The following is a 24791-nucleotide window of genomic DNA, read 5'->3' as shown; positions in this document are numbered from 1 at the left end:
GCAAATTTAGTGTTGAGGATGATACGTTATCGCATTGACTAACTCGCTTACCTTTTGCTCTGGATTCGCTACCAATCCTTCTAAAAGAGTGTTCAAGTGCTGCAGCATACTGCTAATCTCCTTATCGTTGAAAAAACGTCGATAGTAGTTGATATGCAGAACCAGCACTTGTTCATAGAAAAGGATTTCCACTCGTAATGGATGCTCCGTCTGCGCGATAGAATCATAGATGGTAGCGCCGAGGACATCATTAAATCCTCTAAACACGGAAGAGAAATCAGGGAGCTGTTCGCTGACCAGATAACTGTCAAATAAAAGCCGATCTCGTGGGATATCGCACCACTCGTATATTTTTTTCAGCGGTGTGTATTCGTACTGACTCGTCTCTACTACCTTGGACTGCATGTTTTGGAGCCAAGACAAGAACCTCATGTTTTGCTCGATGCTCACGCGAATGGGCAGAATATTGAAGAAAAGCCCGACAGAATGTTCGACCTCCATCATCGCTATGCTGCGGCCAGAGAAGATCGTACCAAATACAACGTCTTCCTTGCCGCTGTAATGATGGAGCAGCAATGCCCAAGCCCCTTGTACCAATGTATATGGCGTCAGATGATACTTCTTCGACAAAGATAACAGCGCCGAGGAGACTTCTGGCGATACGATGAACCTTTCTTGAGAATAGGGAGGCTCCTCGGCAGAAATATTCTTCCGGCTCGCTTGCGCCCATTCAAGAGTGGAGCTGGTCATTCCTTTCAGATTTTTCTTCCAAAACAACTCAGCATTCGCTAAGTCCTGCTGTTTTTGTAGCGCAACATAATCCCGATAAGGATATACAGGCACAATATCAATTGCCTTCCCTTGGGAAAACGCTTGATAATATTCGAATAGTCTCTTAACGATCAACGTATAGCTCCAGCCATCCTGCAACATCAGGTTGAAGACATAAATAAAGTAGTACACATCCTCTCCTACTTGAAGCAGAGCAAGATGCGCATGGGGTGCTTGGCCCATCACAAATCCTTGTTGTCTAAGCTTTTGAATATAGGATTGCAATTGTTCATGTTGATTTTCTTCCGGAATGCCACGCCAATCTTCCTGTTTGATGTGGATATCCACTTTCTCATGCACGATCTGCATCGGTTCATCCAGCTCTTCCGTGATGAAGGATGTTCGCAAGGCAGGGAATTGTTGGATGAGATGCTGCCATGCTTGCTCAAAAGCAGATACATGGAAAGGGCCACCCTCGATGCGAAAAGCATGATGAACCACATTCAAACCAGGCTCTGGATGATGTTTGTATCGATAAAGCATATTCTCTTGCATGATCGTCAGCGGATAAACATCCTCCATGTATGGGTTGTCTGCTTTTATCCGATCCAGCAGATGCTTATCAAGAGTTGGTAACTCTACTGCTGTTGCCGTTCGCTTCGCACTTTGGGTGGAAACCCCACCTACAACCTCTGCCAGATCAGCGATGGTCTGGAATTGGAAAATTTGCTGAGGAGTCATTTCCAAACCGAGTTGTTTTGCCCTCGCAACCACTCGAATAGTATGAATGGAGTCGCCGCCCAATCCGAAGAAGTTATTATGTATGCCAACCTTATCCAAGCCCAATATCTCAGCCCAGACATCGGCAAGAATTTTTTCCGTCTCCGTCGTTGGCGGTACAAAATCTCCTTCCATCTCTGGCACTTCCATAAGCGGCGTAGGAAGCGCTTTTCGATCCAATTTTCCATTCATGTTCACTGGCATTTCCTTGATAAACTCAAAGATAGACGGAACCATGTAATCTGGCAGCTTATCCCGCAAATAACTGCGCAGCTCTGGAATGAACTGGCGAGCAACTCTATCTGTCAAAGGATCGTTCGCATACGTTTCAATCGGCTGGTAGTTTTTCGCTGGACGGTGCCACGCGGTGACCACTGTGTTACGCTGTCTTTTTTCTAGTAAATGCTCAGATCGGAGCACAGCTTCATAGTTGCCATCCTGTCTATCACCCATCCAAGTGATATCCACGCTGTATCGAAGCTCAGCACCCAACTTCCAAAGCTCCTCCGGGTCTATTCCAGTGCCTGCATGGTTCTGATCTGTTCTCAGTTCTTCCACGGTTTTGGTTTTGAGAACATCTCTGTCAGCAAGCAACGACTGGTATCGATTCGCCTTGTCCAACCGCAAATTAGGGATATTCGTAAGCCCTAAGATTTGCGGTTTATACTTGGTCATGATTTGACGAAGTCCCTCAATATTTTGGAAGCCCTCCTCCTGCCAATCCAGCCATGAAAAATCCTCAATCGTCTGCACTTTTTTGCCGAGATGAAGAACCACGTCATAGCGATATCGGGTTAATTCGTTATGATGACTTCCACGCTTCAACTTGATTTCTACATGGCTGATTTGATGCAGCTGCGCTTGAAGTGCATAGAAAAATGCAGGATCGATAACCAGCTCCTGCTCTTGTCTCATTCGCTTCTGTACGCGACGCTGCAATTGATCGGCGGTCAGCGTAGCCGGTGACTTTTCCATCTCAACCTCAGTAAGGAAGGTTTGCAGTAAAGAAAGATTACGAACATCCCCGACAAAGATTGCTCCTTTGTCATTCAAGGCGTGTATGGCCTTTTTCAGCACATCCAGCAGGTAGGTCGCATCCGGGAAATACTGCACCACAGAGTTGAGCACGATCACATCGAACTTCTGTCCCTTTAGTCCACTAAAATCATCCGCATAGCTCTTACGCAGTGTTACATTGGATAAATCCTCTCTTTGGTTGATCAGTTTCTCCGTAATATAATCCAACGCCATCGACGAAAAATCCGTTCCCCAATATTGTTCACAATGAGGCGCAATTCGAGATAGTAACAGCCCTGTACCGCACCCGATTTCGAGTACCTTTTTCGGCTGCAAGGCAAGGATACGATCCACCGTCGAATTGACCCATTCACGCATTTCTTCCGCGAAAAGAGGCTGACCCGTATAACTGCTGTTCCAGCTGGTAATGTTGAAATCGGCCTCATATTTATTTTCATCATCATAGGCTTTATCAAAGACATCCTGCCATTCAGATACCTGTTCCGCAGGAAGTGCTTCTTCTGTTGCCTTTTTCAGTTTTTCCTTGGACTGTGAATCGGGCACGATATAAGATACCAACTGCTTATGCCCTGGCCTCTGCTCGGATTCATGAACGATCACAGCCGATTTTTGTACATGTGGATGTTCATCTAATACAGCTTCAATCTCACCCAGCTCGATACGGAACCCTCTTAGTTTGACCATAAAATCAATTCGGCCCAGATACTCGATTGTTCCATCCGGCATGTAACGTGCCAAGTCCCCTGTTTTATAAAGGCGCGCTCCCTCTATTTTGCTGAACGGATCAGGGATGAATTTCTCTTCTGTCAGCTCAGGTCGGTTATAGTATCCGCGAGCCAGTTGTACACCACCGATGTGCAGCTCGCCGGCAACACCCACGGGAACAGGATTCAGATGCTCGTCTAACAGATAGATTTGGGTGTTTGCCACAGGGCGTCCAATCGGCACAGATCTAAGCTTGCTTCCTTTTTGACACGCCCAGTACGTGACATCAATCGCCGCTTCTGTAGGACCATACAGGTTGTGCAATTCCGCATCGAGACACTCGAAAAAGCGCTCCTGTGTTGAATACGATAAGGCTTCCCCACTGCAAATGACTCGTCGTAGCGTATCGCAGCCGTTAATTTCCGTCTCCTCCAGGAATACTTGAAGCATCGAAGGAACAAAGTGCATGGTGGTGATTTTCTCTTTTTTGATCAGGCGTGCCAGATAAGTCGTATCTTTATGACCTTCTGGACGAGCTACTACCATGCAGGCCCCCGTCATTAACGGCCAGAAAAATTCCCAAACCGACACATCAAAGCTGAAAGGCGTCTTTTGCATCACTCGATCGGTTTCATTCAGCTGATATTGTTCCTGCATCCATAAAAGTCGGTTGACGATACCGCGATGAACATTCATCGCACCTTTTGGCTTGCCAGTAGAGCCTGAGGTGTAAATCATGTACGCCAAATTGTCGCTGTTGACTCCACTTGCAGGTGCCACACGGCTCTCTATGCTGATTGTCTCCCAATCTGAATCGAGGCAAATGAGTTGGCCACCGTATTCAGGGAGCGTGTTCTTCAGCCCTACCGCAGTCAAGAGGAAAGAAGGATTCGCATCCGTGATCATAAAGGCGACCCGATCTTGCGGATAGCTTGGGTCTAGGGGAACGTAGGCGCCGCCTGCTTTGAGGATACCTAACAGGCCGATGACCATCTCAAAGGAGCGCTCCATATAAATGCCCACAAGCGTTTCCGCTCTTACACCCATTTTCCGGAGATAATTAGCCAGTTGATTCGACCGTTGATCCAATTCACGGTAAGTGAGTTGCTCCTCTTCAAAAATAACGGCTGGGGCATCTGGTGTTTTGGCAGCCTGCGCTTCAATAATTTGATGAAGGCACATATCTTGCTGTGGGTAGTACGTCTTCGTATCGTTCCATTCAACTAACAGCTTTTGCTCTTCAGCAGCGGTCAAAATCGGCAGATCTGAAATCGGCTTGTCCGGATTCGCGACAATCCCTGCCAGCACGATTGTAAAACTTTCTAACATACGACTGATTGTCGATTCATTAAAAATATCGGAATTGAACTCAACGTCTAGGTCAAGGATATCTCCTTTTTCTACAACCTGAATCCAGAGGTCAAACTTGGATGTGTTGTTACGGAACTCTTCAAATTTGACCAAGGAAAAGCCCAATGCAGACATGTCCGATTTTTTCGGCATAGGGAAGTTCTGCAACACAAAGCAGACTTCAAACAGTGGGTTTTGACTCATATTACGTTCAGGCTGCAATTCATCCACCAATCGTTCAAACGGTACGTCTTGATGCCTGTATGCGCTGTTCGCCGTTTCTCTCACACGTGACAGCAGCTCTCTAAAGCTTCGATTGCCGGAAACATCTGTTTTGAGGACCAACGTGTTTACAAAAAAGCCGACCAAATTCTCCATTTCCACTCGGTTGCGGTTCGCTACAGGCACTCCCACCCGGATATCATTTTGCCCGCTGTAACGATGCAGCAATATCTTTAATGCGGTGATCATCACCATATACAGGGTGGCGTTTTCTTGCTCGCTCAGCGCTTTTATGGCATGAGAAAGGGAAGAGGGAATTTGTAGTTTTAGGCTCCCTCCTTGAAACGTTTGGATGGGAGGTCGTGTACGGTCTACTGGCAGCTCTAACGCACTGCTTTCTTTTCCAAGGGTTTCTCTCCAGTAAGAAAGCTGTTTCTCAAGCACTTCACCTTGAAGCCACTCCCGTTGCCAAATGGAAAAATCAGCATACTGGATCGGAAGCTCAGGCAATGGTGACGGCTTGTCCGCGAGATAGGCCTGATAAAGCAGAACCATTTCTCTAAAGAAAACTCCGACTGACCATCCATCGATGATGATATGGTGAACGTTCAACAGCAGAATATTCAAATCCTCGCCGAGTTTGAATAAAGTAACACGCAGCAAGGGTCCCTTGGTTAGATCGAACACATACGTGCTTTCCTCTTTCGCGAGTCGGCGAAACTCATCTTCCCTCTCCGCCTCCGGATGGCCTGTAAGATCGACAATGGGAAAAGGAATTTGCAAGGCAGGAGCAATGAGCTGATACGGCTCTCCGTTCGCGACTTGAAAGGTGGTTCGCAGGGCTTCATGGCGCTTCACTATCTCATTAACGCACCGCTGCATGATGTTTGTGTGAAGCTCACCCGATAGATGGAAGGCGGCAACCACATTATAGGCTGGACTGTTTGGTACCAATTGGTCTAAGAACCATAATCTCTGCTGGGCAAAAGAGAGGGGCACGAAGCCCTCTCTTGAACGCCGCGGAATACCAGTCTTTTTCGTCTCCAATTTTGAGCCTTTCAGTTTCTCCAGCAATGCCAGTTTCTTCTCGGAAAGCTTCGATCTGCTCTCGGCAAGTATCTCATCTCTTGATTTAGATGATTCCTTATCGTTGATCATCGGATTGCTCCTTCCCACATGTTGATTCTGTTGCCTTTCTTAGAGATGAATGCATCAGCTTAATAGCTCCAAAATTGCCTCTTCCGGAAGTTCATCAATAACAGCAATCAGTTCCTCTTCAATCAGCTCCGCCATTCCTGCAACGGTTGGCGCCGAAAAGAGATTGTCTAGATTCAAATCAACCGGGAAGCTATTCTTCAATCTGGAAATAATCTGAGTGGCCATGATTGAATCACCGCCCAGGTCTTGGAAGTTTTTGTGGATGTCAACCTTTTTCACTCCAAGTACCTCTTCCCAAGCAGCAGCAATTTTTCTCACTAGCTCGTTACGTGGTGTATCGTCTTCGTCAGCCTGTATGGCATCATGATGGATAATGGAGTTTTGGATTTCTGTCTCCCTCCCATCAGCTTCTTCTGTCTGGACACGAGGTACCTCCGTTGATTTGGCTATGTCTGCTGCTCTGTGTTCTTTTTCTGCTGTCAGTTCGGAGGTGGCGGCTGCTTCTTGATGGGTACGGTTGCCTATGACAACTTTGGGTAAACGGTATCGTTCCTTGGCAAAAGGATAGCTTGGCAGACCTGATAGACGGCTCACCATTCCTTTTGAATAGAGAGCTTCCCACTCTATTTCGTTGCCATGAACCCATAGCTCCGCCAGCTTTTTGATCTTCTTGTTCAGAGCGAGATTGCGGATAAAATCTCTTCCCTCTTCTGTATCGCCGATCTTGATTCCGCCCGTTTTGTTTATTTCTCCGATAAACATATCTGCCGTTTTTGCCCCATTACCTTGTATGAATTGCTCTAGAAGCCCAATCAACTGTTCTTTCCTGTTGATCACGACTGCTAATCGATGAGACATGGATTCCCTTGCAGTCTGATAGGTATAAAGGAAATCTGCCAGTTTCACATCATGATGCCTTTCTATAAATGCCTTTGTTTTCTTGGCATAGGCCACTAATTGCTCGCGAGATTCGGCTGACAGCACGAAGACTCCCGTCGTTATCTCTTGCCCCTCAACAGGAGCAGCGGATCTGGTCTTGCTTCTATCCAACTCTTCGATCACCAGATGAGCATTGGTGCCACTGAAGCCAAAAGAGCTGACCGCAGCCAAACGAGAGCCTTTGGAATTGGTCTGCCAATCTTGCAGCTTGGTATTCACATAAACAGGGCTGTTTTCAAAATCAATGTGTTCATTCTCTTTGACAAAATGGATCGAAGGGGCCATCTTCTTGTTTTTCATGCTGAGCAAAACCTTGATGACACTCAACACCCCAGCCGCTGCTGTGGTATGCCCGATATTGGCCTTTAAAGAACCAATTGCGCAGAATCGTTTCTTCGGCGTGAATTGGCGGAACGATTCGCTAAGCGCATGAATCTCTACAGGGTCCCCTAATTTGGTTGCGGTTCCGTGCGCCTCGATATATTGAATGTCTTCCACATCAATCTGTTTCTTCGCGTAAATAGATTTTTGAAGGTCGCTTTGCGCTTGGAAGCTAGGCACGGTAATGCCCAATGTCCGTCCATCCTGATTGGTTCCACTGCCACGGATAACACCATAGATGTTGTCGTTATCCCGTAATGCATCTTGCAATCTTTTTAAAATCACAACGCCAACGCCATCCCCAACGACAATGCCATTGGCACCATTGTCAAACGGACGACACTCTCCTGTAGGAGAAAGCATCTTTGCGTTACTCATCGAGATAAACGGAGCAGGATGGGAATAAATCGTAATTCCTCCGGCGATGGCCAGATTGACCTCTTCTGTCTTCAGCTTTTGGCAAGCAATATCAATCGCAACCAAAGAGGATGAGCAAGCAGTGTTAACAGCCAAAGCTGGTCCTTTTAGATCAAGGAAATAAGCGATGCGCGAAGCAAGTATACTCGTATCCGATCCGAGCATGCCAAAATGAGAGAAATCTTGTTCTACCGTCATTCCCGCCATAGCGCCAATGATAGTTCCAACCGGTTGCCCTCTCAGCATGGATGGGGTGTAGCCTGCGTCCTCTAATGCTTTATAGCTCTCTTGTAAAAGGATGCGCTGCGTGACATCCATCGACTGGGCTTCAGTAGGAGAAATTTTGAAAAACGCTGGATCAAAATATTCAATATCCTCCATCGCCCCGTATTTAATTGGAATATCGACGAGTGCATTTTCTTTGAAAAAGGCGCGCCAGTCTGGGTTGGTCACTTCTTTGATGCAATCTTTGCCCTGACTGACAAGCTCCCAGAACTCATCTTGCCCCTTCGCACCTGCTGTGCGGCAGGAAATCCCAATGATCGCGATATCATCAGGAGCTACTTTAGGCGGCTCGTAGGCAATATTTGGCGTTGGGACTCTCTCTGTATATACAGGCTTCTCTTCAAGATTTCCGATTCTATGATTTTGGTTAAACGATTCTGTTTGCTCTACCTGTCGCTCTGGCAGATGAGTAGCGATGTAGCTCGCCAATGCTTCTAGCGTATTATGTTCAAATACAACGCTTGTCGGCAGTTTCAGATGGAACTTGCTATTGATGGCTTCGGACAATTGAACGGCATTGAGAGAGCCGATTCCCAAATCCTTTAGGGACTCCACTTCTTCCAACTCTTCTTGTCTCAAGCCTAAAACAGTAGAAAAGACCTCGATCAGGCTCGCTTTGATTTTTGTCCGATCTGGAATGGACTGATCTGCTGCCAAATTGCGTTTTGGTTCAGAATATTTAGATGACAGTGGTTGATTTTGAGCATCCGACATGAATGGTTTACTTGAATGGAGCTGGCTAGGCTCGACTTGCTGCAAATGGCTAGCAATATAACTTGCCAAAGCATCTAACGTATGATGTTCAAACACAACGCTGGTCGGTAGTTTCAGATTGAATTTGCTGTTAATCATTTCGGATAAGGCAACAGCGTTAAGTGAGCCAATTCCTATATCCTTCAAGGTCTCTACTTCTTCCAGTTCTTCTGGTTGAATACCTAAAACGGCGGCAAAAGACTCGACCAAGGATTCTTTGATTGTTTCCCTATTCCAATGAAAGCTGTGGTCAGGCTGATTTGGATTCGGGAGAGTTCTCGTTTGCTTTTTCGGATAAGGAATATAACCGCTGTTTACCATTTCCGCTAATGCTTCTGGATATGGTCTTTTCTTCGCTATTTTGCTGGCGTTCCATTCACAACGCTTCGTGTACGCAAGATGCGGAGCTTTTTTCAGCTTAAACAAGCAATAGCTGATCCACCCTCTTTCAAGAGAGATGGACTGATTCACCGTATTGATATACAAATCTTGAACGGCTTTAGGCAGATGCTTAATGTACTGTTCCACGTCAGGATCATGCAAGGCGTTCGCAATCTGTGGCGATACGTCGATGATTTCATCGATCACTAACTGATGCTCCGCTAAAAGCTCAATCCATTCCTGCACGGTGGGAATGCTGACTTCTACGTTCTGGTCTACGATCGGTCCTCGCGTATTGGCTATGTAATCGATCAGCAGAACGGTTCCCTCTTCGTTCAGAGAAGAGGAGATATTTTGAAATAATCCATGTTTATTTCGAATATGAAAGCTCACTTCAATTCCGACGATAATGTCGTAGAGAGCGGGAAAGGCATCCTTGGAGCTGTCTTTGTTGAAAATTTTCGCACGAGCCCCCAGGTTTTTCTGTGCGATTCGTTGATTGCCAAGCTCTGCTTGCGCCTTGGTAATCGTAAATCCATGGGTTTCAATATGCGGATAGAGCTCTGCTATTTGAATCACATCTGTCCCATGACCGCATCCGAAGTCCAACACTTTTTGCACACGAGAGAAATTTTCTTTGCAAAATAGTACTTGGCGCATCTCTACTTGCTTCTCTCTTACCATTTCTCTTTCCAACGGATATTTTTCAGGGTTCAATATGACACGGCTCATTGAAAAGCCTGGAATCTTCCTTTCAAATGGACATACGGTCAAGTAATCCTCTGAAAACTCCGCTTCGCTGCTGTTGGCGCTATATGTGTAAATCTCAACAGCTTTGTTTTCGAATTCTGGATGAGCGGATGTCATGCTCGTCTCCCTCCTAGAGCGATTCGTTTGATTGCGTTCTATCCAGCACGTTCTCCTCTTAAATGGATAGGTTGGGAGCTTAGCGACTCGGGATAACTCCTTCCCTTCATGCAGCTTCTGCCAAGGGATAGGATTGCCTAGAACCCATAATTTTGCCAGTTCACCTACATCTTTTGATTCGATTGCCCGCGTTACCCGGTCTGACAACAATTCTTTGTTTTCTTTGAGATCGCCAAAAAAGCAATGCTCCGTCTCTGCTTGATGTTCCAACCAGCGCTCTAGTTGCTGTAAAAGCTCTGTTTGACTATCGGTGATAACAGCCAAACGGCAAGGCATTTCTTCTCTTCCGTTTTGAAGGGTGTAGGCTGTATTCGCTACATCGATATGCCGGTTCTTATGCAAATAACCAATCCAGCGATGAATGTACGCTTGCAATCTCTCTTTATTCTTTGCCGAAAAGACAAACAGCTGAGGCTCTGAATCATTTACACTGCTTCGTGAAATTCGGTTGTATTCCTCAACGATAAGATGGGCATTCACTCCACCGCCGCCAAAGCTGGTAATGCCTGCTCGTCGGGGGACTGTCTGCCCATCTACTGTGACCTGCTTCCATTCCGATACCTCTCGCTGCAATTGAAACGGGAGTTGATCAAAATGAATATTCGGATTCCATTCGTCAGGAATCAGGGTTGGAACCAGCGTCTGATGCTGTAAGGACAATATCACTTTCATCAGCTGCGACATGCCGGAAGCCGATTCACAATGCCCGATATTCGGTTTGACCGAACCGAGTCGATAATCCCCATCTGCTCCTTGACGATTATGAAAAGCTTTCGTGACCGCTGTCATTTCCACGGCATCGACTATATCTGACCCATAGGCAGAAGCTTCCAGATAACTAATGGTTCGAGGGTCCAGTCCGTTTTCTTCCAACGCCTCTCCAATCACATCTGCAATTGGGTTGGGGCTTGGTGTCATGTAGCTATTGGCTTTGCCCTTATGATTGACAGCAGTTCCGCGTATCACGGCATAGATATAGTCTCCATCCCGCTCTGCCTGATCGTAATCCTTGAGAACAACAGCACCCACTCCCTCTCCAGGCACAAAACCTATTCCGCCCTTCCCAAAGGCAGCACTGTCTGAAGTATGAGAGATGAGCTGTCCCACTGTCAGCCCAAAGTAGGTAAGCGGATGGGTGTACAGATTCACTCCACCAGCAATCGCCATGCTTCCCTTCCCGTTTCGGATGTATTCACATGCTTCATGTATCGCTACTAATGCTGAGGAACACATCGTATCGATCGGGATACTCGGACCCTGCAAGTTTAGATAGTACGAAGCCCGATTTACCATCGATGAATACGAGGTTGTCGGAAAGTGATGGGTGGTTTCCGTGCTGTACAAATGAAATCCTTGTTTCGTAATGCCACCAAATACCCCTGTTCGCTTGCGCAGCTCCGCAGGCATCTTCGATGAGGCATAGCCTGCATCTTCTAACGCCTTCCAACACTCTTCTAAATACAGCCGCTCTTGGGGGTCTATGTTTTCCGCTTCTCGCGGAGTCATCTGAAAAAATAACGGATCAAACTGATCAAATTCCTCTAAGAAAGCACCCCATTTACTATAGCTTTTTCCTTGGGAAATGGCTTCCTCCCGATTTGGATGATAATACTCTGTCCAATCCCAACGCTCGGCTGGAATTTCTGAAATAGACTTTTTACCCTGTACCAAATTCTCCCAAAACTCGTCCAAGGTGTTCGCTTGAGCAAAGCGCCCACTCATGCCAATAATCGCTATTTTACCGGAGGACGCGGGCTTGGACGCCGTCATTTGCGAATGAGCAGATGACGCAAATGCTCTTGTTTTTCTTGGACTTTGTTTCCCTTCGGTTTTCGGCAATGGGGCAACCTCAACATGATCTTCCGTTCGATTTGGCTCCTGCTTGTGATTATCCAATCCTGTGAGTGAAATCAGCGCTTCTCTTTGTGTCTCTAGTAAATGCTCGACTAAGTCCTCTACCGTCTGATATTCAAACAACAAAGTACCGCTGATGGTTTCGCCGAAAATTTTCCGAAATTGATTGATCAGTTGTACAGATAAAATGGAATCCATACCATATGCCTCTAAAGGTTCGGAGGCATCCAATCGGTTACTCGGCATTTTTAGCGTTTCAGCGATCAGCTGTTTGATGTATTCCGTACTTTTTTCGCGCAGTACATCCTGGATTGCCCTTCCTTCAGGAGCGGAAGGTATTTCCACTCTCTTTGCTTTTGATTGTTCAGCATGTACGCTCGGCTTAGGTTTAGGCTGTTTTATTTGCTGTTGGCGGATCACGCCGTCGCTTTCGGTAACAATAATCTGCTGTCCCATCGCGTGCGCCTCTTCTGTCGGGAAAAAGACCGACTGAAACCCTTCTTCCTCCAATACTCTCTGCCACGTTGACGAAGATAACCCAGGGCAGCCTGAAAGGCGCAGCTCTGGGTCTTCGTACAGCCACCATCCCTCCAGCAAACCAAAGGTAAGATGGAGGAAGAGGGTGTTTTTACTCATTTCATTTAGAAGAAGCAAGCCGTTCTTCTTTAGAACGGCTTTCGCATTACGTACGGTCTGGCGAATATTTTTGGTGGCGTGCAGGACATTTGCTGCAATGACAATATCATAGCCGCCAAGATCAATTCCTTGTCCCGTCAACGGCTCTTCTACGTTAAAAATCTGATAGGTCAAATAAGGATTGCTTGGGCCATACTCTTTTTCTGCATGCATGAAAAAGGCTTTGGAGAGGTCAGTGTAGCAATATTCCTGGATATGCTCTTGATACGCCTTTATTTTTTGGAAAACGACGGCACTCGTTCCTCCCGTACCTGCACCAATCTCGAGAATGCGAATTCGGGCCGCAGAATCTTGGTTCAGCCGTTCCTCAACAAAAGCAACCACTGTATCAGCAAGCACTTCATTGAAGTAGTCGGAGACCGTGTTATTTTTGTAGACCTTCTCGACTAATGCCATCGACGAATTGGGAAAGATGACCTCCGTGGCCCGCACTTTTCCAGTGAGAATTTGTGGTAAAGCACGCAGGGTTGCCTCGACTAGCTTGACTTGCGCATTCGTATCCGCAATTTTTAGCCAGACTTCTTTTTCTTGCTCCCATTCCTGCCAGGCAGCAGCACTAGAAACGGGAGCAGTATCGATCACGGTAGATGTTGCGCTATCGTAAACGAGATAATCATTCCGGGCCAAAACAGAAGCCGTTTCTTCGAGCCACATGTCATATAAGTCAAGCAGACCGCCTTGTCTTTTGAGATCGCTGAGCGCTTGATTCTTTTCCGTAAAGCAGCCGAGCGACTGCATTTGACCCCACAGTAACTTTAAGAGAAGCTCGTCCATTTTGTTCATCCTAGGCACTCCTTCGGCTTACACGTATAGAACCGGTTTGTCCTGTTCTCTTGCTGATTGAGATTTCAGGGTGGTATTGACTAGAAATTCAGTGATGTGCTTAAGCGTTGGATAGTCCATCATCACAGCAGGTGTCAGTTCAAGCTGGTACTTCTGATTGATTTTGGTAGAAAACTCGGTGAGCTTGACTGGGTCGAATCCGTACTCCTTTAGTTCAATATCCGTATCGATTTCTTCGCTCTCTACCTTCAGGATTAGAGAGGCGAGTTGAATGATCGTTGCTTGTACGTCATCAAACAAGCTGTCCGTATCCATTTCTGATGCAAAATAGGCTGCTTTGGGCAAATCTTTTACTTTTAATTTATTTTTAATGCTTGCCATGCTGGAGGGAATTTTGTTTGAAACGACTGCAACAGATTCACTTGTATTGATTCCGTCCATCTCGAGTGGCTTGGTCGTTTTCATCAGCGCCACTTGATTCATCGGACCTGATAACAAGGCTTCCAATGCCTCCATCCCTTCTGAAGGTTCAATCGAGCCAATGCCGATCTGTTCCATTCGTTCCTGATAGCCTTTGGACGCAACGATTCCAACACTGCCCCAATATCCCCAGTTCATTACTTTCACCGCACACGTCCATTCCTTGGCAAGCTGATGGGCGAAAGCATCTTTAAAGGCGCAGCCTGAAGCATAATTGCTTTGTCCAGGCGATTTCGTAAACGAGTTAATCGAGGAGAAAAACAGGACGAAATCCAATGGCTCCTCACCAAACACTTGGCTCATCCGCACACTTACCTCTACTTTTGGTACAAGTCCAGCTCGGAAGGTCGTCTCGTCCATATTCGCCAGACTTCTATCAAGGAGAACAATGGCGGAATGAATCACCCCGTTAATCTTGCCAAATCGCTTCTTGCTCTCTTCGCAAGCAGATTGCAGCGACTCGCGATCCGTAGCATCGGCTTTGATGTAGAGCGGTGCAGGTCCTAGGGCAGCAAGTTGATTTATTTTGTTCTGAATCGACTCATCTTTGTTGCGGCGACCGATCCAAATGATTTGTGCTTGATAGGTGCGGATCATGTATTCGCTCCACGCTTGTCCAATACCGCCCGCGCCTCCAATCACAACATAGACTCCATGTTGCTTATAAACCGTTTGACTGATAGAAGGACTCTGCACGGGCATCAGCTGTTGGCGATACCACGCGTGTCCACGATATGCCCAAGCGTTTCCATGAGCGTCGGCAGGCAAAGCAACAATATCACGAAGCGGCCACTCGGCATGCGCCTCCAAATCGACGAGTCGTACCTTCCAGTTCGGATATTCCTTCGCCATCGATCCGATCAATCCGTGGATGCTGGCATGCGTTGGACGGACCGTATCTTTTTTGGAGATAGCCTGCGCCTGAACAGTAATGATCGTCCAGCCCAAGTCTCTCGTCTGATACCCCAACGCAAGCAAAGCCTTGATCAAGCGGAAAGCTTGAATAACGCCCCGTTCCTGCTCGATCATCAAGGACTCCTCTTTTACGGATTCCACAGAGCTGTCAGGAGCCACCCACATGATATGATCGATCACACCCTGCTCTTCCAGCTTTCTTGTGATTACCTCGATAGAATCCTTTGACTGAAGCGGCAAAACAGCAGCTTGAGGGTAATGACGTTGAAGGAGACTTCTGTCCCCTTCTTCGGCGCAAACGATGACTACCTTATCACTTGTTGCTGGAATGACTTCCCCTTTTTCTACAGACACGGCGTTCCATACTGGAGTGAGCATCGTGGTTCCCATCAGCGAAGGAGTGGAAGTCACTGTTTCCTGGGTCTCTCTCACCGTTACACCCAATTTTTCACTTCCAACTGCAAAACCTTTCATCCTCACGCCTATTCTGCCTGTCTCATCACATAAATCGATATCTACTTTAGCTGCCTCCGCCTCCGCTTTATCACTGGATCGAATGAGAGCATACATCACAGCAGGATGATTCTCGAAGATCTCCAGCTCTTCAAGCGTAAAACTACCATCTGGTTGGATGGAGCTGATGCTGTCAGATGATGTAGCCTCCGTGATGAGATAACGAGATGACTGCATCAGAGACTCCAGCAGGCTTGGATGGAGAACGAATTGTTCTGCTGTCTCCATGGCAATCGAAGGCAAGGAGAGTTTTACCAGAACTTGTCCCCGCGCCCTGTATACTTGGTCAATCCCTTGAAAATTCGGATGATCATCCATTCCACGTTCTTTTAACAGCTCGTAGCATTGTCGGGCAGTAAGCATCTCGCTGCTCTCGGCTTGCAAGGCAGGCAGATCCAAAATTGGTGCTTCAACAAGCGAAGTGAATTCGACCATACCTTGGCTATGTACAGACTTGGTATCATCTTCATTCGATTCGCTGTAGATTTCATAAGCAAGCACGCCAGTGTCCTTTGGATAGATACCTAGATGTACGTGAACCAGATCATCGCCCACAAATAGTGGATGATCTGTCGCAACATGGGTCATTCGAATTCCAGATAAACTCCTCTCTCTATCTCCTGCTGCCTGTTTCACTGCCGCCCGTGCCATTTCCAGATAAGCAGTGAGTGGAAAGAAGCGCTGCCCGTTTCCAAGAGGGTCAGCCAAGAACGGCTCTTGCCCTGTGAAACTTGAACTGTATCTCAGTTCATAGAGGTCAGAGGTGTTCTTGTGAAGCAATGGATGGAGGATATCCCCTCTAATCGAAGATGCTTCGGGCATACCTGTTGCCATTGGCTTTTGAACGTCTATCCAGTAACGCTCCTTGGCAAAAGGATAGGTAGGCAAACTGATGCGACGCGGCTTTTCGTTACTATATAGCTTATTCCAATCAAAAGAGACGCCTTTGACCCAAAGGTTCATCAGTTTTGCATATTTCCCCTTGGCAATCCATGTCTCCACGGTTTTCTTCATATCTTCATCAGCAAAAAGAGCTACCGTGTCATGGTTGCGTTTCACTCGCCCACGATACAGCTCGGCAATGTTCTCTGCGCCTTCTGCAAAATGCGTTAGCTTTTCCGCGAGCTCACCCACTGATCTGACGATAACAGCCAAGCGTTCTTCCAGCGCTTCACGCCCTACTTGAAGCGTAAAGGCGATATCACCCAAATGGGCATCGGTGAATGCTTCTTCTGTGATCGCCTTCAATAATCGATTCACTTGAGCGAACAGCCTCTCTTCGTTCTTCGCTGAGAGCACGATGATTTTAGGCTGCTGTGGCTGAATGCTGCTCTCGGGCTGTCTATCCTTTTCGTGATACTCTTCGATGACGATATGGACATTGGCTCCACCCGCCCCGAATGACGATAGCCCCGCGATTCTCGGATACTCCTTGGTTACTCCGTTGCTTTCAATGATGGGTCGTTTCCATTCTGCCAGCTTTTGTTGAACTTCAAAGGGGGTATCACTGAAATCAATGTTTGGATTCATTACCTCAGCGTGCAAGGATGGTGCGATTTGACCATATTTCATCTGAAGCAGTATTTTGGTCAAGCCTGCAATTCCTGCCGCGCTCTCCGTATGTCCAATGTTCGACTTGGCCGAGCCGATGGCGCAGAATTGTTTGTCTTTCGTATATTGTCCAAATGCGCGAGTCAGTCCCGCAATTTCGATTGGATCGCCCAAAGCGGTACCTGTACCGTGCGCTTCGATATAACTGACGGCACGAGCATCCACTCCCGCCCGCTGCAATGCCTCGTGGATTACCTGCGACTGCGCGATGGGGTTTGGTACGGTATATCCATTTGTTTTGCCGCCTGCATTGAGCATGCTTCCCTTGATCACGCCGTATATGTGGTCTCCGTCGGCAATCGCCTTTTGCAGAGGCTTCAATACGATAGCTCCCACACCTTCCCCATCTACAAAGCCATCCGCTTGATCGCCAAACGACTTGCAGCGGTCACCAGCAGATAGCATAGTCGCTCCCGACAGTCGAATATAGTGAAACGGATCGACAATGAAATTGACCCCGCCAGCAATGGCACATTCACTTGTACCGCTGTACAGGCTTTCCAAGGCTAAATGAATCGCCGTCAAAGAAGAGGAGCACGCCGTATCCACTGCCAGACTTGGTCCTTGGAAATTGAACAAGTAGGAAAGACGATTCGCAATCGACCAGTAGCTCGTTCCTGCTGGATAATTTCCGTTCATGACACCAACAAACACACCAATTTTTCTGCTGTCTCCTAAAGTGGCAGGAGTGTAGCCCGCATCTTCCATACTGGCGTATGCCGTTTGTAAAAATAAGCGCTCCTGAGGGTCCATCTGCTCCGCTTCGTTAGGCGAAATTTGGAAAAATAGCGGGTCGAATTTATCCATATCCTCGATGAAACCGCCCCATTTGGTGTACATGTATCCTCTTTTTCCTTTTTCTTCGCTGAAATATTCTTGCCAATTCCAACGATCCTTCGGCACTTCCGTGATGCAATTCTTCCCTTCTTTCAGGCGAGACCAAAACTCCCAGACATCCTCCGCTTGCGGATAACGGCCTGCAAGACCAATGATCGCGACATCCTGTCTGGACGGCGCTGTTTGTTTTTCCGCTTCCGTATCAAGAACTTGCAGGAAACGGCGGGACTTTGCCTTTCGAAATGTCGACCCGGCTTGCTCTCTGGTTGGCTTTGCAGAAGCTGCTGCGTTGGTTATTTGCTTTTGAACAGGCTGCTGTTCATCTATTCCTACTAATGCAAACAATTCATCCGCTTGTGTTGTCATGAAATGCTCGACCAGCGCATCGATCGTTTGATATTCAAAAAAGAGCGTCGTGCTGATCTGATGCAATTTTTTTCGTAAGACATTCGTCATTTGCACAATCATAATCGAATCAATGCCATACTCCTCGAGGGCGGCAGAAGAATCGATCTGGTCGAATGGAATTTTCAGTGTTTCTCCGACCAATTGCTTGAAATAGGCTATGCTTTTCTCCCGAAGCATATCCTCTGTGCTTGTTCCTCTGTCAGCATTTGAAGGAATGGGTAGAGGAGAAGCTGAGGTCCCCATTGATTTCTGCTGTTGTTTGGACTTGCGGACAACGCCGTCACTTTCAGCAATCATCAACTGTGGATAGGAGACAACTCGGTAGCCCTCATCTCTCAATACTTTCTGCCAAGCTTCCAGAGGTAGTGAAAGACCTGCTGCGAGGTCTTTCACTACGTTTTGAGCGGTCATCTCTTTTACTAGAAGCAGGCCATTCCTTTTTAAGAGATTCTTGCAGTTACGCAGGGTTTGGCGAATTTGTTGAGCGGTGTGCAGTTTATCAGCTGTGAGAATCAGGTCGTAATCACCAGCATTCATTCCTTGTTCACCTAACGCCGCTTCTGGATCAAAAACTTGGAAGCTCACAAAAGATTGATAGGCATGTAATTTTTGTAAAATCAAGGAACTGGCAGATTCTGTACCTGCTCCGATTTCGAGAATCCGGATTCGCGCTGATGGATCCTGCTTCAATCTCTCCTTGATAAAGGCAGCCACCACATCAGGAAGCCCTTCATTTTCATGGGCGGACAACTGTAGCAAGGAAGGATAACGTTCAGAGTGAATATCCACCCATTCTTCTACCTTCATCCCTTCAATGACAATAGGCTTTGTGATCTTCATGAAAGCAACGTGATCCATGGCTCCTGCGAGAAGTGTCTCTATCGCTTGCATTGCTTCTGGAGGCTGAATAAGGCCAATGCCGATTTGCTCCAAACGACGATACGTTTCTACCATCTCTTGATGAGACTCTTCCACTTGCCCACTGCTCCAATATCCCCAATTGATCAGTTTCACCGCACATGGCCATGCTTGGGTCAATTGATGAGCATAGGCATCCTTAAAGGTACATCCAGCCGCGTAGTTGCTTTGCTTCGGAGCTTTCGTAACTGCCATGAGCGATGAGAAGAATAAGACAAAACCCAAAGGCTCCTTCTCAAACACCAAAGCGATGTTCACACTCACATCTACCTTAGACGAAAGCACTGCTCGGAAACCTTCCTCTTGCATCGTTTCCAAGCTTTCCTCAACCAAGACCATGGCAGAATGAACAACTCCGTCAATCTGTGTATACGTTTGTTTTATCTGTTCATAAGCTTGTTGCAAAGCTTTCTGCTGCGTTGCATCCGCTGCTATATAGTCTGGTGCTGGCCCAAAAGCGGCAAGCCTATTAATCTTCGCTTGAATCTCTTCATTTTTTTGACGACGCCCCATCCATATGATCTGGGCTTGATAGGTACGAATCATATATTCGGTCCACGCTTCGCCGATGCCACCAGCACCGCCAATCACCAAATAAATGCCACCCTGCTTCATACGAGTCTGATTGATCGGAGGATGGTCGACGGTAAGCAACTGCTGGCGATACCATTCACCCTGGCGATAAACCCACGGACGCCCCTGACGATCTCTTGGCATCCTCAACATATCATCCAATGGCCATTCAGATTCGTCCTCTACATCCATGAGTCGAATCTTCCAGTTTGGATATTCCTTTGCCATCGAACCAATCAACCCATGAATACTGGCGTGGCAAGGATTCACAACATCTGTCTTACGAATGGGCTGGGATTGAACCGTGATGACACTCCACCCCAACTCCTTACTTCCGTATCCCAAGCGAAGCAAGGCTTTAATCGTTCGGAAGCATAGAATCACTCCCTGATCTTGCCCTGCGATTAATCGATGATCCGCCAAGGAATCTATCGCATCAAAAGGAGCGATCCACACCATATGATCAATGGAATCAAGCTCTTCCAGTCGGTGTACGATTTCCTCAATCGTATTCTCAGCCTGAATGGACAACACTTTTGCTCGTGGATAGTGTTGTTGAATGGCGCTCGCATTCTCTTCATTTCCGCCCACAATGACAACCTGCTCATCAGCAGCAGGGAAAAGCTCCCCCTTCTCAACTGGAGTCACATCCCACACAGCGGACAGCATGAGATTCCCCACCGGAGGTTCCAGTGAGGTTGCGGAGGAAGCGCTGCTTGAAGAGACGTGGCTCGCTGGCTTCCCGTCCTCCAGCACTCGCATGGAATATCCCTTTATTCGTACACAAACAGTTCCTTTTTCATCGCACAAATCAATATCCAGCTTCTGCACCTTGTCAGCTGCGCTGCTGTTGGCACTGTAGCGAACGTACGCCCACATCGAGGATGTGCACTTGTCGTGAATTTCGACTTCCTCCATGGCAAAAGGCAAGGAGGGCTTGCGGCTGGAATGATCATCCGCTGATGGTGTATCTTCCCCGACCATCATGATCCCGATAGATGCCTGCAATGCAGAATCCATTAGGCTTGGATGCAGGACAAAAGAGTTCTCCATTTCGGAGACGGAGGCTGGCATGGACAGCTTGGCTAATACTTTGCCCTCCCCTACATACAAGGTGTCAATTCCTTGATGTGCCGAACCATAATCCATTCCTATTGAATGAAAAATGCTGTAGCATTGTTCGGATGAAAACTCACGTTGACTGCACTCTGCTTGTAAGGACGGCAGATTCAACACATGTTTCTCAGCAACAGAATGAAGCATGACGCTGCCCTGACTGTGTACGACAGGTTCTGCATCCATAGCCTCCCACTCGCTATAGATTTCAAAAGTAATCTCACCATTCTCTTCGGGAACAAGACCGATATGTATCTGTGCAGGTTGGTCACCCACAACCATTGGCCGTGTCCAAACCACGTTTTTGAGTTGAATCTTGGCTGGTTCTTCTGTCAAGGCAGCCGTTGCTTGCTCTGCTGCTGCTCTTGCCATCTCCAGATAGGCAACTCCCGGCAAGATTCTCTGATTCTTCACAACATGATCTGATAGGAAAAACTCCTGACCTGTAAATGTCGAACTGAACCTCTGTTCAGAAAAGTCAGAAGTATTCCGCTGCAATAGTGGATGAATCGCAGTTTCGCTCGTGAATGGAGTGGCTGTCTTGCCGCTTACAGATTTATTTTTGCTCTCTGGAATCCAATAACGATTCTTCGCAAATGGGTACGTCGGCAGGGGAACACGTCTTGGTTTGTGATTCAGGTAAAGCTGCTCCCAATCCATTTCATAGCCTGTCACCCATAATTCAGCCATTTTTCTGATGTTGCCTTCTGCAATCCAGCTTTGGATAAGCTGTTGAGAGTCGTTGTTCGGCTTCAAGCTTCCTTCCCAACAATGATCGATCGTATTCTCGCCTTTCGAATAAGCTTCCAATTTTCCGATCAGCTCTGGTATATTCTCGACGACAAAGGCTACTCGTTCTTTCATCCCTTCTCGTCCAACTTGCAGGGTATACGCCACATTTTCCAGATCGAGTTGCGTTTCTGGATCAGCAAAAGACAAAACTTCTGCCTCTATATCATCTCGATGGTTATCCATGAGAGAAGCGATAACAGAAGCAATGGAGCTGCTTTGATCGAACTCCTTGATATCTAACTGAATTTGCAGCTCCTCTTGCATTTTTTGCTTGAGCTGTGTGAGTTGAACGAGGTCTACTCCGTATTCATGCCACTCTTGTTCGATCTCAATGCTGCTTTCTGCCACATGAATAATACTGGATAAAATATTGCGAAGCTTCTTCTCCAGCATTTCTTGAAGCTGATTTCGCTTCTCTTCCGCGCTTGGTTGAGGGGGATTGTCAGTTGATGCCCCTTTTAGAAACTCCGCTACTTTTTGCGCATAAGCTTGCAATCGTTCCTTATTTTTGGCAGATAGCGGAATCATCACTGGGTTATTTCTACCACCAATGGCTTGCGCTTTCGGCTTTGTTTCAGCTGGAATGTATTCTTCCAAAATAATATGGGCATTGGACCCCGAAGCACCAAACGAGCTTACCCCTGCTCGTCTCGGAACGGTGACTTCTTGGCCGTTTTCTATGATCACCGATTTCCATTCTTCTGTTTGTTGCTGTACATAAAAGGGTGATTGCGCAAAGTCAATAAACGGATTTAGTTCCTTGGCATGTAAGGAAGCAACGAGCGTTTTATGGTGAAGCTGAAGAACAGCTTTTTGCAGACCGCTGATACCCGCGGCAGATTCTGCATGCCCGATATTTGATTTCACCGAGCCAATTGCGCAAAACTGCTGATCCTCTGTATATTGACGAAACGCTTTCACCAATCCTTGAATTTCTATCGGATCGCCTAAAGAAGTTCCAGTCCCGTGCGCCTCTACATAACGAATCGTTCGCGCGTCCACACCGCTCTTTTCCAGGCATGCTGTAATCACTTCTGCCTGAGCAACAGGGCTTGGTACGGATGGCCCGCTCACCGATCCGACGTGGTTCACACTGCTTCCTTTTACCACGGCATAAATATGATCTCCATCCTCAATCGCTTTGCGCAATGGCTTCAACACGACCGTACCGACGCCTTCTCCAGAAACATACCCATCGCCATCCTTGCCAAAGGTATGACAATAGCCATCACTCGAGTGCATATCCATCATGCCGTATGACAAATATTTGCCAGGATGCAAGGATAAATTGACGCCCCCCGCCAATGCTACCTCACATTCACCGCGCTTGATGCTCTCCAGCGCCAAATGAACAGCCGTCAGCGAGGATGAGCATACCGTGTCAATCGCCATGCTCGGACCATGAAAATTGCAGAAATACGAAACGCGATTAGCAATCGGTGCATAGTTCAAGGATAGCGGGAACATTTCTCCCCGAGACATCGCTTCCGCTCCGATGAGGGAATAATCCTTGTGCATCACGCCAACAAAGACACCAACCTGCCGCCTGTTACTGCTCCCCCGCGGCGGAACAATCGTCTTCGGCGTATAACCCGCATCTTCCATCGCTTCCCAGCATGTTTCCAAAAACAAACGCTCCTGGGGGTCCATCGTTTCTGCTTCCCGCGGCGATATTCTGAAAAAGGGAGAATCAAAGCAATCAGGGTCTTCAATAAACCCTCCCCATCTCGACATCTGCTTCCCAGATGGGGATTTGAGTTCTCCAAACTGCTGCCAATCCCAGCGAGATTTCGGGACTTCTTTGATGCAGTCTTTGCCCTCTTTTAAATTCATCCAGAATTCATGGAGATTTCTTGCCTCTGGATAACGCCCTGCCATCCCAATGATCGCAATTTCTTCATCGGCATTCGCTGCATGACTCTCAGAGGTTGCTGATGAATCTACGACCCTGGCAGGTTGCGGCAGCTCTTGTCTGCCTTCCTGTTTCATCGAATCAAGCCCGCTGAATATGGAAGCATGATTCTCAGCAAGATAGGCGGCCAACTCAGCGATATTCGTATATTCAAACAATAAAGTAGGAGCCAGCGGCGTTCCTACTTTCTCTTCGACAGCCTTCACAACTTCCAACAAGCCCGGTGAATTAAGCCCCATTTCATAGTAACCAATCTGCGTATCAATCAACGCGGCGGGAACTTGTAATCGAGCTGCCAGCAGTTGTTGTAAAAACGTTTGTGCTTTACTCACTAAGGCAGATTGCGATTCATTCGCCTCTTGAACAGCTCCTTTTGACAGAGATACCGTTTGCTTCGATGGTTGGATCTCCGCTCGAAGCTGAGGTACTTCTTTTTTATTGGGATTGATCAGACCAGGATCACGAACTAACTTGCCCGCAAAATTTTGCAAATGTGCTATTTTTCTACCTGATCGATCAAAGAACTCCATCGTCATATACATCAGTTCATTTTTTCGTTGAATGGATGAAGTTTGTACTCTGGCAAAGCAATGCTGCTGTAATAGAGCTGTAGCACGAAAAGATTCATAAAAAAGCGGCAAAAATAGCCGTTGTTCTTCTTGGACTACCGAGGTGAACAATACCATCGAGCCGATCGCAGACCCATCGATCAGTGTCGGGTGAAACATGAACCCTTCCGCACTGGGAAGGGCATGTTTACCGAGTGAAATCTCCATTACCGCCGCTGAATCTGTTTCGTAAATCGTACCTTCTGCCTTCATAAAACCTGTGTGCACCAATTCCTGACGGCGGCATTGCTCATATACGTCATGCAGATTGACCTTTTTGGTTGCCGCCTGCTCTAGCATGAGAAGATCCAGCGTTTCATCGAACTGCGTAGAGGCACGTTGATGCATTTCAGCAGTGACATACAGTTTTTTCTCCGAGTCTACAATGCCGTTGCGCTGTGTCTGACCCTCCATCCGAATCTGCCACTGTCCTGCTTTGCCTTGCGTGCACCAAATGCTCAGCATGACATCATAATCTTTTCCCACCATGATCGGATGATAGATCGTTAGATTACGAAGCTCAAGCTCGCTGTAATCATGACCATTTTCTCGAAACATTTGATACAACAGATCAATATGGGCTAATCCGGGCAACAGCTCCTGACCGTGCGCTTTATGATTTTTGAGGATTGGATGGTTGATCGTTATGAGAAACTGATCATGCACTT

3 protein-coding genes are annotated in these 24791 nt (G+C 47.1%); all 3 read right to left on the bottom strand.

The window, feature by feature from the left end:
- Positions 1-6: 6 nt before the first annotated feature.
- The 3 genes from EL268_RS10220 to EL268_RS10210 are packed head-to-tail and all read right to left on the bottom strand — an operon-like array spanning position 7 to position 24789.
- Positions 7-6024: a non-ribosomal peptide synthetase gene (locus EL268_RS10220; RefSeq protein ID WP_106653680.1), complete on the bottom strand. Its 6018-nt coding sequence runs from the start codon at positions 6022-6024 to the stop codon at positions 7-9.
- 54 nt (positions 6025-6078) lie between these two features.
- Positions 6079-13440 carry a beta-ketoacyl synthase N-terminal-like domain-containing protein gene (locus tag EL268_RS10215; RefSeq protein WP_106653681.1) on the bottom strand — a complete coding sequence of 2454 codons (7362 nt, stop codon included), beginning with the start codon at positions 13438-13440 and terminating at the stop codon, positions 6079-6081.
- An 18-nt stretch (positions 13441-13458) separates the two neighbouring features.
- Positions 13459-24789, bottom strand: coding sequence for an SDR family NAD(P)-dependent oxidoreductase (locus tag EL268_RS10210; RefSeq protein ID WP_106653682.1), 11331 nt, complete (start codon positions 24787-24789; stop codon positions 13459-13461).
- Positions 24790-24791 lie beyond the last annotated feature (2 nt).

The sequence above is a fragment of the Brevibacillus brevis genome (genome assembly GCF_900637055.1).
Classification (GTDB): Bacteria; Bacillota; Bacilli; order Brevibacillales; family Brevibacillaceae; genus Brevibacillus; species Brevibacillus brevis.
Note: the sequence above shows the minus strand (reverse complement) of the source record. Positions and strands in the feature narration are given on the sequence as shown.